The 12,777-nt window shown below is 54.3% G+C and carries 8 protein-coding genes; 7 read left to right on the top strand and 1 reads right to left on the bottom strand.

Going from position 1 to position 12,777, the window contains the following annotated elements; all coding sequences use genetic code 11:
* Nucleotides 1–53: 53 nt before the first annotated feature.
* Entirely contained in the window at nucleotides 54–2,984 is a 2,931-nt protein-coding gene (locus WMO41_RS00040; RefSeq protein ID WP_349228061.1) for an NYN domain-containing protein, read from the top strand.
* A 215-nt stretch (nucleotides 2,985–3,199) separates the two neighbouring features.
* A complete protein-coding gene (gene gpmI, locus WMO41_RS00035) occupies nucleotides 3,200–4,741 on the top strand; it encodes a 2,3-bisphosphoglycerate-independent phosphoglycerate mutase (RefSeq protein WP_349228060.1) in 1,542 nt (513 codons plus the stop codon).
* Between the two features lie 108 nt (nucleotides 4,742–4,849).
* Here the strand turns inward: gpmI and WMO41_RS00030 are convergent, their stop codons facing one another.
* Complete coding sequence (locus WMO41_RS00030) at nucleotides 4,850–6,148, bottom strand: Na+/H+ antiporter NhaC family protein (protein ID WP_349228059.1); 1,299 nt, start codon at nucleotides 6,146–6,148, stop codon at nucleotides 4,850–4,852.
* Between the two features lie 232 nt (nucleotides 6,149–6,380).
* Between WMO41_RS00030 and WMO41_RS00025 the strand changes: the two genes are divergently transcribed.
* Genes WMO41_RS00025 through WMO41_RS00005 form a run of 5 tightly spaced genes read left to right on the top strand, consistent with a single transcriptional unit; the run spans nucleotide 6,381 to nucleotide 12,460 of the window.
* The gene (locus tag WMO41_RS00025; protein WP_177292079.1) at nucleotides 6,381–7,277 is read left to right on the top strand and encodes a DegV family protein; all 897 of its coding nucleotides are present in this window, start codon (nucleotides 6,381–6,383) and stop codon (nucleotides 7,275–7,277) included.
* Between the two features lies 1 nt (nucleotide 7,278).
* Nucleotides 7,279–8,718 carry a sensor histidine kinase gene (locus WMO41_RS00020; RefSeq protein WP_349228058.1) on the top strand — a complete coding sequence of 480 codons (1,440 nt, stop codon included), beginning with the start codon at nucleotides 7,279–7,281 and terminating at the stop codon, nucleotides 8,716–8,718.
* 11 nt (nucleotides 8,719–8,729) lie between these two features.
* Nucleotides 8,730–9,698: a GerMN domain-containing protein gene (locus tag WMO41_RS00015; RefSeq protein WP_349228057.1), complete on the top strand. Its 969-nt coding sequence runs from the start codon at nucleotides 8,730–8,732 to the stop codon at nucleotides 9,696–9,698.
* 22 nt (nucleotides 9,699–9,720) lie between these two features.
* A complete protein-coding gene (locus WMO41_RS00010; protein WP_349228056.1) occupies nucleotides 9,721–10,911 on the top strand; it encodes a ComEC/Rec2 family competence protein in 1,191 nt (396 codons plus the stop codon).
* Nucleotides 10,823–12,460 (top strand): ComEC/Rec2 family competence protein, encoded by a 1,638-nt coding sequence (locus WMO41_RS00005; RefSeq protein WP_349228227.1) that lies wholly within the window; start codon nucleotides 10,823–10,825, stop codon nucleotides 12,458–12,460. The genes WMO41_RS00010 and WMO41_RS00005 overlap by 89 nt, the downstream gene beginning before the upstream one ends.
* Nucleotides 12,461–12,777 lie beyond the last annotated feature (317 nt).

Genomic DNA, 12,777 nt, shown 5'->3' with positions numbered 1-12,777 from the left:
TCCTTCTGTGGTATAATTTTTTCATTATGCAATCACAGAAGGAGGCTTTTTTCATGGCATTGCAGGATCCGAAAAAGGCAGAACATTATCGATGCATCGGGCTTTTAGCTCATGTGGATGCGGGAAAAACGACTCTGTCAGAAGCATTTTTATATACAACAGGAACGACAAGAAAGCTTGGGCGCGTGGACAACCGGGACGCGTACCTGGACACTTATGCTCTGGAGCGGGAGCGCGGCATCACCATCTTTTCCAAGCAGGCCGTGTGCCAGCTGGGGGATACCACGGTGACGCTGCTTGATACGCCGGGCCATGTGGATTTCTCCGCGGAGATGGAACGGACGCTGCAGGTGCTGGACTACGCGGTGCTGGTCATCAGCGGAGCGGACGGCGTGCAGGGACACACGGAGACGCTGTGGAGCCTGCTAAGGCGTTATCAGGTACCGACCTTCCTTTTTATCAATAAAATGGACCAGCCGGGCACCGAAAGGGAGGCGCTGATGGCGGAACTGCAAAAGCGGCTGAGCGAATTTTGCATAGATTTTTCGCTGCTGGACGGTCCGAAAGAAGAAGTGCCGCAGGAATGCTGGGAGACCATTGCCATGGCAGACGAGGAACTTCTGGAGCGGTATCTGGAAAGCGGAGAGATTGCAAATGATGAGGTATGCAGGCTGATTCGCGGGCGGAAGCTGTTTCCATGTTACTTTGGCTCTGCTTTGAAGCTGCAGGGAGTGGAAGAACTGTTGTCCGGGCTGGAGCGCTGGATGCATGATGCTGAGCTGGATAAATCTGCGGAATTTGGCGCGAAGGTTTTTAAAATTTCGCGGGACGAGCAGGGCAGCCGTCTGACTCACATGAAGATCACATCCGGCAGTCTGAAAGTAAAGGACTTTTTGCAGGAAAAAGGAAAGGAGGCAGAAAAGGTAAACCAGATCCGCATCTATTCCGGTACAAAATATGAAACGGTAAATGAGGCGGTAGCGGGTATGATCTGCGCGGTAACCGGGCCTCTTTCTACTTATCCTGGTCAGGGCATCGGAACGGAAGCAGAGTCCGAACTTCCGGTTTTAGAGCCGGTTCTGACTTACCGGGTGGAACTCCCGGAGGAATGCGATGCCCACAAGATGCTGGCGGACTTAAAGCAGCTTGAGGAAGAAGAACCGGAGCTTCACATTACCTGGAATGAGCAGGCACAGGAAATTCAGGTGCAGGTCATGGGTGAAGTGCAGATTGAGGTGTTAAAAAGTCTGGTTGCAGAGCGTTTTGGCGTGGATATCCGTCTGGATGCGGGAAGCATTGTCTATAAGGAGACCATTACCGCCACGGTGGAGGGCGTGGGCCACTTTGAGCCGCTGCGCCACTACGCGGAGGTACACCTTCTGATGGAACCGGGGGAGCCGGGCAGCGGACTGCAGTTTTCCGCACGGTGCAGCGAGGACTTTTTAGACCGGAACTGGCAGCGGCTGATCTTAACCCATCTGGAGGAAAAACGCCACCGGGGCGTGCTGACCGGATCGGAGATCACGGATATGCAGATTACGCTGATTGCCGGGCGGGCGCATCAGAAGCATACCGAGGGCGGAGATTTCCGCCAGGCAACGTACCGGGCAGTACGCCAGGGACTGTGTGAGGCAGCAGCGGAGGGCTGTGTGCAGATTCTGGAGCCGTATTATGCCTTTAAGCTGGAGGTGCCGTCCGAATATGTGGGCCGAGCCATGACGGATCTTGAGCGCATGAAGGGAACCTTTGAGCCGCCGGAGGTGGACGGGGAAAACATGGTCTTAAGCGGCGTGGTGCCGGTGGCCACCATGCAGAATTACCAGCGGGAGGTTGTGTCCTACACCAAGGGCCGGGGCCGTTTAAGCTGCGTGCTGCAGGGGTACTTCCCATGCCACAACGCGGTGGAAGTGGTGGAAAACACCCATTATGAGGCAGAACTGGATCTGGCTGACCCAACCGGTTCGGTATTCTGTGCCCACGGGGCCGGATTTGTGGTGCCGTGGTATGAGGTAAAACATTATATGCACATCCAGACCGGGATTCCGGTGCTGGGAGAGGAAGCATGCGCGGATGCGGGAGCAGGTGAGGGCGGATGGAATGCGGGCAGCAGACGGGATTCTGGTGTCAGCGGGACATTTGATGCAGGCGGCTGGGCAGGTTCGTCAGGGAGTGCTGGCGCTGGTGTCGGCCGTCAGTCTGGCACATCTGAATCACAGACAGGAAACCGAGGCAGTCGTGCCGGCAGTGGAAGCGCCTCCTTCGGTGCCGACGACAAGGAGCTGGAGGCCATCTTCACCCGCACATACGGCGAGAGCAAGCGCAAACTCTCCTACGACAGCGGTCCGCGCCAGGTCGTGTACGATGCCGGAAAGTATGGCTGCGCCAAAAAAGAAGAGCCGGTGGAGGAGTACCTTCTGGTGGACGGCTACAACATTCTGTACGCCTGGGACGAACTGCGGGAGCTGATGAAGATTACGCTGGACGGTGCCCGCCACCGCCTGATGGACATGCTCTGCAACTACCAGGGCTACCGCAAATACAACCTGATCGTGGTGTTTGATGCCTACAAGGTTGCCGGAGGAGTAGGAAGCGCCGAAGATTACCATAATATCCATGTGGTCTACACGAAAGAGGCGGAGACCGCGGACCAGTACATTGAAAAATTCGCCCATGACATGGGAAAGAAACACCGGGTGACGGTAGCTACTTCCGATGGCTTGGAGCAGGTTATTATTCGGAGTCAGGGCTGCCTTCTGATGTCGGCAAGTGATCTCGCAGAAGATATGGAGCGTGTCAGCCGCCAGATCGAGGAAGACCGCGGAAATCTGGTGAAGCCGGGGAAGAATTATCTGTTTGCGGGAGTGGAACAGGACTTGGCAGAGTATCTGGAACAGGTGCGGCTTGGAAAAATCCCGGCTCCGTCGGAACAGGTCTTTGAGGAACCGTTTGGAAAAAAGACCGGGACAGAAGAAAAGAAGGCATGAACAAAAAACGTTGCAGGAAAACTTAGCGAGAAAGCTTCGCAGAACCGGAATTGCACCTTGAAAAATTGTTCTGTGTGAAGTACAATATATTTGATTCGTCAATTTTTAAACAAACCCTGTTGGGAATGCAGGGAGCAGACATTGCGCTCTGCATGCTGTGGATGCCGCAATGATCGGACCGGAATCCCGGTCGTTAAATAGAAGGAGAAGCGATCATGGAAAAAAGACCAGTGGTATTAATGATCCTGGATGGATATGGACTGAATGACAACTGCGAGGCTAACGCAGTCTGCGAGGGCAAGACCCCGATCATGGACCAGCTTATGAGCCAGTGCCCGTTTGTAAAGGGACAGGCAAGCGGCCTGGCAGTCGGACTGCCGGACGGTCAGATGGGAAACTCTGAGGTAGGCCACTTAAACATGGGTGCCGGCCGCATCGTATATCAGGAGCTGACCCGCATCACCAAGTCCATTGAGGATGGAGATTTCTTCTCCAACGAGGCGCTGATGGCGGCTGTTGAAAACTGCAAAAAGAATGATTCTGCCCTGCATATGTTCGGCCTGGTTTCCGATGGCGGCGTGCACAGCCACATCACCCACATTTACGGATTGCTGGAGCTGGCAAAGAGAAATGGTCTCTCCAAGGTTTATGTACACTGCTTCTTAGACGGCCGTGACACTCCGCCGACCTCCGGCAAGGAGTTTGTGGAGGCTTTGGAAGCAAAGATGGCAGAGCTTGGCGTTGGTAAAGTAGCAATGGTTTCCGGCCGTTACTACGCTATGGACCGTGATAAAAACTGGGACCGTGTGGAGAAAGCCTATAATGCGCTGACAAAGGGTGAGGACAATCACGCAGAGCATGCAGCAGAGGCCATTCAGGCTTCCTACGATGACGGCAAGACCGATGAGTTCATGATGCCGACTGTCATTATCGAGAATGGCGCTCCGGTTGGAACCATCAAGACCGGTGACTCCGTGATCTTCTTCAACTTCCGTCCGGACCGTGCCCGTCAGCTGACCCGCGCCTTCTGCGATGACGAGTTTACCGGATTTGACCGTGGCGAGCGCGTGAAGACTACCTTCGTCTGCTTCACCGATTACGATGAAACGATTGAGAACAAGCTGGTAGCATTCAAGAAAGAAAGCATCACCAACACCTTCGGTGAATTCCTGGCAGCCCATGGCTTAAAGCAGGCCCGCATTGCCGAGACCGAGAAGTACGCGCATGTAACCTTCTTCTTCAACGGTGGCGTGGAAGAGCCGAACCCGGGCGAGGACCGCATCCTGGTTCCGTCTCCGAAGGAAGTAGCCACTTACGATTTAAAACCGGAGATGAGCGCACCGGCAGTCTGCGACAAGCTGGTAGACTGCATCAAGTCCGGCAAGTACGATGTGATCATCATCAACTTCGCAAACCCGGATATGGTGGGACATACCGGCGTGGAGAGCGCAGCCATCAAGGCCATTGAGGCTGTAGATGCCTGTGTTGGCAGGGCAGTAGACGCCATCAAAGAAGTGAATGGTGTCATGTTTATCTGTGCTGATCATGGAAACGCAGAGCAGCTGGTAGATTACAGCACCGGCGAGCCGTGGACCGCACATACCACCAACCCGGTACCGTTCATTCTGGTTAATGCAGATCCGTCTTACAAGTTAAGAGAAGGCGGCTGCCTGGCAGATATTGCCCCGACCCTTATTGAACTGATGGGTATGGAGCAGCCAAAAGAGATGACCGGAAAATCTCTGCTGATTCAGTAACATGATTATAAAATAACGAAAATGCCAGGGGTGCCGAATTGGCACCATCTGGCATTTTTCTGTTTATGATGATTCGTAACTGTGAGGGTACTGAACAGTTATGATGATTCAGAGTCTGCGGGAAGCCGGTATCTGTGCCAGCAGATAACAGAGCGGCACCAGGTACAGGAAAAACGATGCAAAGATACTGGTGAGCGGCGCGCCGATGGTGGCAAGCGGCACAGCACCCGCGATGGACCAGGGAATGAGTGGTGCCACGACCACGGCGGAGTTTTCCAGATCCAGCGCCATGCGGCTGGCATCGGGTTCCAGTTCGCTGCCGAGCTGGTCCGTCAGCATAATGGATAATGTCTGGTTGCAGGCTATCATGGAGGTGCCGACCGAAGCCAGCAAAATGGCGCCAAACGGTGTGATGCATTTTCCAAGCTTTAACAGTCCGGCTTTCAGTCCGTCCAAGAGTCCGGTGCTCTGAAAGATTCCGGCGTAGGAGGAGGAAATACACACGATGGCGGCGACTTTTACCATGGAGCGGATGCCGCCACCGTCCAGAAATGCGGCTGCCTGCGGATCTGCGGCATGGTAACCGGTAAGAAGCAGTCCGGGCAGTTCCGCCAGAGAAAAATGCTGGATCGCGAATCCGACCCCAAGAGAAGCCAGGATGCTGGCGAGCATGGCGTATTTGACCGGAACCCGCATCAGCGCAAGCGCGAAAATGACAATGGCCGGGAAAAGCGCCGCCGGATGGAGCGCTACCTCACGTCCAAACAAGGCGGTTAAGTCGGTCTGGGCACTCTGGCTATGCAGCTGAAATCCCAGCACGCCGTACAGCGCGCAGGTAAGAAGAAATGGCAGCCATGCGCAGCGGACCATGTTTTTCATGTTGTCGAAGATGCTGGTTTTTGTCAGTTCACTGACTAAAAGCGCACTGGTGGAAAACGGAGAACACCGGTCTCCAAAGAACGCGCCGGAGAGAATGGCACCGCCAAGAAGCAGCGGATTTGCCCCGGCAGAAACACCCATGCTCATGCAGATCACGCCAATGGTGGCAGCTGTGCCGAAGGAGGTTCCGGTCAGCACGGAAATTCCGCAGTTTAAAAGAAAGGAAACCAGCAGGATGACCTCCGGGCGCAGCAGCTTTGCCGCATGGCAGATGATGTAGGGAATGGTGCCGCAGGCCCGCCAGAGGGCGGTCATCATACCAATCAGGAGAAACACGATCAGGATATTTTTCGCGGTGAGGACACCGGTGTAGAGCATTGAAACAATCTTTTTTGGAGAATTTCCTTTTTTGGCGGCATAGCCGCAAAAGAGGATGAGCCCGGCAAAGAGGGCATACAGGGTAGGGAGCTTCAAAAGAAGGCAGACTACCAGAATGAGGGAAAAAAGACCCAGGGTAATGGTTTCCATAAAAACGCTCCTTTGTATAAATGGGGAATTATGGGTATTTTAGCATAAGAAGTTTCATTTTCCAATCCCGTATTTTCGTTCGGAACGGTTCCTTTTTCGATGGTTTTCATCGTTTTTTTCTGTGAAAAATAATACTTTCCTTTCTAACCAAAATGAGATAGAATGGGTTGTAATATATTTTGATGAGAAACCGGTTCGGACCGGATCAGATACCCCGTGGAAGGAGAACAACATGAAAATTGCAATTGTTACGGACAGCAACAGCGGCATTACCCAGTCTCAGGCAGGTGAACTGGGAATCTTCGTGCTTCCGATGCCTTTTATGATCAATGGAGAAACCTTTGAGGAAGATATCAATCTGACTCAGGAAGAATTTTACAAACGCCAGGCGGAGGACGCGGATATCAGCACCTCCCAGCCGTCTCCGCAGGATGTGACGGATCTCTGGGACAAACTGCTCGCAGAAGGATATGAGCAGATTGTCCATATCCCCATGTCCAGCGGCTTAAGCGGCTCCTGTCAGACCGCCCGCATGCTGGCCGATGATTACGAGGGAAAGGTATTTGTAGTGAACAACCAGCGCATTTCCGTGACCCAGCGCCAGTCCGCACTGGACGCGAAGGAACTGGCAGAGGCTGGTTTTAACGGAGAACAGATTTTCGAGATCCTGGAACGCGTGAAGATGGAATCCAGCATCTACATCACGGTTGATACCCTGAAATTTTTAAAGAAGGGCGGCCGTATCACCCCGGCGGCAGCTGCGCTGGGAACGCTCCTTCGCATCAAGCCGGTGCTGCAGATCCAGGGCGAGAAGCTGGACTCTTTTTCCAAGGTACGCACCATGAAACAGGCCCGCACCACCATGCTGGCAGCGGCCGAGAAGGACTTAAAAGATCGTTTTGCGGATCCGGAGGCAGAGAATACCTGGATGCTTGTGGCGCACACCCAGAATGATGAAATGGCGGCTGAGTTCGCAAAAGAAATCGAGGAGCATTATCCGAAGGCCGGAGCTGTTTACCGTGCTCCTCTGTCCTTAAGCATTGCCTGCCACATCGGACCGGGTTCCCTGGCTGTGGCTATGTCCAAAAAGATCGACATAGAGGCAGAACGGAAACGCTATGGCTTATAAGATGAAAAAGCTGCAGATCCCCTGGCTCAAAAAGCGGGTGGTCAGCTTAAAGGTGCCCATCACCCTTTGTCTGGTGCTGTTTGGAATCATCCCCATGTTTCTGTGCACCCAGACAATTTTGAGCTCGGTGAAGCAGACGCAGATTGACGAGCGCATGGTGGAGGTACAGAACCAGTGCCAGATCTTAAGCAGTAAGATTGCCCGCACCGGATATTTGAGCGGGGAAGATAAGGGCAGCTTAAACAGTGAGATCGAGACCATTGCGGATGTCTACAACGGGCGTATCGTGGTGGTGAATCAGGATTTTAGGATCGTGCAGGACACGTTCCACATTGCGGAAAACCGCATGCACATCGCCGAGACCGTCATCCGTGCGTTTCAGGGGGAGACGGTGAGCCGCTATAACCGCGATAAGCATTATTTTGCCCAGGCGGTTCCCATTTACAGCCTTTCCCAGGACAAAAACATTGAGGGAGTTCTGGTCATGACGGCATCCACGGAGGCCATGATGCGCCTGACCGATGCGGTAGGCGACCGGCTGGTGTTGTTCCAGGTCATCCTGGTCCTGGTTCTGATCCTGGCTGCCGTGCTGGCTGCCGCCATGATGGTGCGGCCGTTTAAGGAGTTTCAGGCGCGGCTTCATCATGTGGAGCAGGGCGCGCTGAATACGGATATCAGCTCCGAGGCATACCGGGAGACCCGGGACATTTCCAGTTCCGTGGCCCAGACCATCACCAAGCTGCAGGAGGTGGACCAGTCCCGCCAGGAGTTTGTATCCAACGTGTCCCATGAGTTAAAGACGCCCATTACGTCCATCCGCGTGCTTGCAGATTCCCTGATGGGCATGGGTGAGGTGCCGGTGGAGCTTTACCGGGAGTTTATGGAGGACATCTCCAATGAGATTGACCGGGAAAGCAAGATCATCGACGATCTGTTGTCCCTCGTCAAGATGGACAAATCCGAGGCGGAGTTAAATATCACCCAGGTGAACTTAAATGTTCTGGTGGAGCAGATCTTAAAGCGGCTGCGGCCCATTGCCAACCGGCGCAAGGTGGAGCTGATCTTTGAGAGTATCCGGGAGGTGACTGCCGATGTGGACGAGATGAAGCTGTCCCTGGCCATCACGAACCTGGTGGAGAATGCCATCAAGTACAATATGGAAGAGGGCTGGGTGCGGGTAACTCTGGATGCGGACCACAAGTTCTTTTACCTGAAGGTGCAGGATTCCGGCATCGGAATTCCGGAGGATGTACAGGACCGTATTTTTGAGCGCTTCTACCGCGTAGACAAGGCGCGTTCCCGGGAAACCGGCGGCAGCGGCCTTGGCCTTGCCATCACCCGGAACGTGGTGCTGATGCACAAGGGCGCCATCAAGTTAAGCAGCAAAGAGGGCGAAGGCAGCACCTTTACGCTGCGTATCCCGTTAAACTACATTGCCTAGCAGGAGGAACTATGGAACGAAAAAAGCATAGCCGTCCGGGCTTCGCGCAAAGCTCTGGCGCAAAGAATCTGCTGCTTCTGGCACTCCTGCTTTCCGTACTTTTGTTGGCCGGGTGCCAGAAGCGGGAAAAACCGCTGGAGGATGGCGAGTCTGAGTACCAGATCTACTACATGAACCAGGCGGTGACCAGACTCATCGCGCAGCCCTACCGCACAAAGACAACGGATACAGACGCACTCATCGGAGAACTGATGGAGAACCTGCTTCATGTTCCGGCAGATCTGGAGGCTCAGGTGGTCTTATCCGACAAAGTGGTGTATCAGGGCTGCAGGAAGGATGACACCGTACTGTATCTGTTTTTTGACAACAATTATACCAGCATGAACGCCTGCCAGGAGATTTTATGCCGGGCGGCGCTGGCTCGGACCCTGACTCAGGTGCCGGGAATTGAGTATATCAGCATTTACTCCGGAGATCAGCCGCTGCTCGATAAGAGTGGGATGCCGGCAGGCCCCATTTCCGCGGCGGATTTCGTGGACAGCATCACCGATGTCAACGCCTACGAGCGCACGGAGCTGACGCTGTATTTTACCGACGCGAACGGAACCATGCTGTATCCGGAGAAGCGCAGTGTCATGCACAACGTGAATACTTCGGTGGAGCGGGTCATCATTGAGGAACTCATCAGCGGACCGGAACAGCCGGGGCTGATGCCAACGTTGAATTCCGACATCAAGATCTTAAACGTGTCGGTCAACGAGAACGTCTGCTACGTGAATTTTGACGCGGCGTTTTTAAACAATTCCCTGGAAGTGAAGGATTACATCCCGATCTATTCCATTGTCAATTCCTTATCGGAGCTTTCCAATGTAAACCGTGTGCAGATCACGGTGAACGGCTCCCAGGAGGTGACATTCCGGGAAAACATTTCATTAAATACCTTGTTTGAGAGAAATCTCGACTATACAGGAGGCAATTAATATCAAACATCCATTGCTGCTTTTGACAGGGGGATTCGTACTTGGAGAGGTCGTGATCCTGCATCAGAGCACAATGAAGGAACTGGCACCGCTTCTTGCGGTGGCGCTTATGCTGTGCGTGGCTGCCGTGTGCGCGGACCGGCGCAGACAGTTATTCTGGGGCAGGAGCTTAGGACTAAAGCTTTTGCCCCTTTTTGTCGTGTCCGGCATGGCACGGGGCTTTGTGGAGGAGCGCATTGTGCTTGCGGAGCAGAAGCAGGCGCTGGAGGAGGAGAGCACTTACGGAGTGGGGGAAATCTGCGGGATCACGGAAAAGGAAAGCTGGAGTGTGCTGCTCTTAAGGGACGTGGGGACAGAGGCAGGAAAGCTGCGGTATCTGCAGGTGTACGCGGAGCGGGCTGACGCGGCAGAGAAATCAGAAACGGGCCTGGCCGGGCGGCCAGTGGGGCAGGTGGCAGAGAAAGAACAGACATCCGGGCGTATGCCGCAGTCAGATCACCCGGATCAGACAGAGTACCGGATCGGGGATGTGGTGCGGGTCTGGGGCGAATTTACACAGTTTCAGCCGGCCTCCAACCCGGGAGAGTTTGACTACGCTTCTTACTACCGCGGCCAGAAGCTCATATGGCGGGTATTTGCGCTGACAGTGCGGAAGGTGGAAAACGGAGAAGGGCTATCCTATGTGCTGCCGAATGGAATTTTGCGTGTCCGCATCTGGGCGGCAGCCCGCCTGCGGCTCCTTGCCGGAGAGGAAGACGGCAGTATTTTCGCAGCCATGCTTCTGGGGGACAAAAGCGGCATGTCAGAAGAAATCCGGGATCTGTATCAGAAAAACGGAATTGCGCATCTGCTGGCAGTGAGCGGCCTGCATCTGTCTCTGGTCAGCATGGCGGCCTACGGACTGCTGCGAAAGGCCGGGGCCGGATATGGCCGGGCGGCGGTGGCGGGAGGTGTGGTGCTGATCCTTTACAGTATTCTCACCGGGGCATCTCCATCCGTGATTCGTGCCCTGATCATGACGTTGTGTGGCTTTCTGGCGGCCTGGCTGGGGCGCACCTACGATCTGCTGTCGGCCATGGGACTGTCTGCGCTGATGCTTTTATGGCACAGTCCGTATCTGATGGATCAGGCGGGGGGTACAGCTTTCGTTTGCGGCCATTGGAGGAATCGGACTGGCGAAGGAGCTGGAGGAATGGGGGGCCGTATGGGCTGAAAAGGGAGCCGAGTCAGAAACGACATTGCTTTTTGGCGCAGGCGGTGAGGGAGCGCAGGCGTGGGAGCAGACCCTGCGTCTGACGCTTTGCATGCAGCTTGTTTCGCTCCCTGTTGTTCTGTGGCATTTCTTTTCTTATCCGCTTTACGGAATTTTTCTGAATCTGCTGGTGGTTCCGCTGACCGGGATTATCGTGGGAAGTGGAGCAGGCAGTCTTCTGGCGAGTCTTTTTGCGATTCGTGCCGGCACATTTCTGACCGGGGGAGGTCGGGCCGTGCTTGCCTGGTACGAGATTTGCTGCCGGTGGTTTCTGAGACTGCCAGGCAGCAGCCTGCTTCGGGGCAGACCGGAGCTGTGGCAGATTGTGGTGTATTATATGGCGCTGGGAGTGCTGATTTATGTCCTTTTTAAAAGGGACAGGCAGCCAAAAGCAAGAATGGCTGGTCTTAAAATCAGCCGGATCCTGCGTGGAAAGCGGGAAGTGGTTCTGGTCTGCTTTCTGCTTGCGTCACTGTTTTCTTTGCGTCCGCCCGCAGTCCGCGGCCTGGAGGTGACGATTCTGGATACAGGTCAGGGGGATGGCATCTGTATCCGCACAAGGAATCAGGTGATTCTGGTAGATGGCGGCAGCACGGACCAGAAGGAACTGGGGCAGTACCGGTTGGAGCCGTTTTTTCAAAGCAAAGGCATCCGTCAGATTGACCTGGCCATTGTCACCCATGGAGACTGGGATCATATCAGTGGCCTGAGCTGGCTGCTGGAGCAGGCGTCAGAAGAGGAGTCTGGAACGGCTTCCGGAAGGATCCGCGTAAAAGCACTGGCCATGCCGGAAGCAGGAAAAGGAGAAGAGGTGTACGAGCGGCTGGAGCAGCTGTGCGAAAAGCAGGGCGGTCAGGTCGTGTGGATCGCAAGGGGGGATGTGGTGAAGCAGAATGCCAGTGACAGCCCGGCAGGCAGCACAGGCGTGCAGGCCATCTGGGAACGTCTGGGTAGAAGGACTGGCGGCGCCGGGGAAAATTTGCTGCGCCTGCAGTGCCTTTATCCGGAATCTGTTTCCGGGCACAGCACACCGGTATCCGGTACAGACCGCAACGAACACTCTCTGGTATTCCGGCTGGATTACGGAGAATTTCATATGCTGCTGACCGGTGACATGAGCGCAGATGGAGAGGCAGATCTGGTGCGGCTGGAGTCTGGCACTGAGGGGAAGGTGCCGATTGGAACAGATTCAACAGATGTGCGGGAATCCGGGATGAAGGAGGAAAAGGCAGGACGGCCAGAAGCAGGAGATATCTGGATTTTGAAGGTCGCCCATCACGGATCCGGTTATTCCAGCAGCGAAACGTTTCTTGCCTGGCTGAACCCGGACTATGCGGTGATCTCCTGCGGGAAAAAGAACCGTTATGGCCATCCGCACCCGGACACGCTGGAGCGTCTTTCTGAATGTGAAAGCCAGATCCTTCAGACGAAAGAAAGCGGCGCCATTATCTGGCAAACAGACGGGCACCGCATCACATGGACGGGCTGGAAGACAGCCCGGGAAGGATAACGATATTTCGGGGAGAAGAGAAAAAGAGTCGTATGGTTGTGTGGCTAGAAAGCGGCTCCACTGCGAAGATTCTGAAATATATAGGAAAAATAAGCATCCTGCGTTTCTTTTCTGGTCCGGCGGCTGCAGAAGAAGCTTTCTCCGTTTTTCAGAAGAATCTTGCCATCTTCGGAGATGTTCTGTACCTGGGAGAAGTTTAACTAAACACTACAAGAATTCCCCCATCCTCTTTAGGTGGTAGGATGAATTGCCTGCTTTTGATTTCTGATATTGCAATAACTGGCATGATTCTATATTGCACATAGCTGTGCTAATAA

Origin of the sequence: Ventrimonas faecis (assembly GCF_040096075.1) — a bacterium.
Taxonomy (GTDB): Bacteria; Bacillota; Clostridia; order Lachnospirales; family Lachnospiraceae; genus Brotaphodocola; species Brotaphodocola faecis.
Note: the sequence above shows the minus strand (reverse complement) of the source record. Positions and strands in the feature narration are given on the sequence as shown.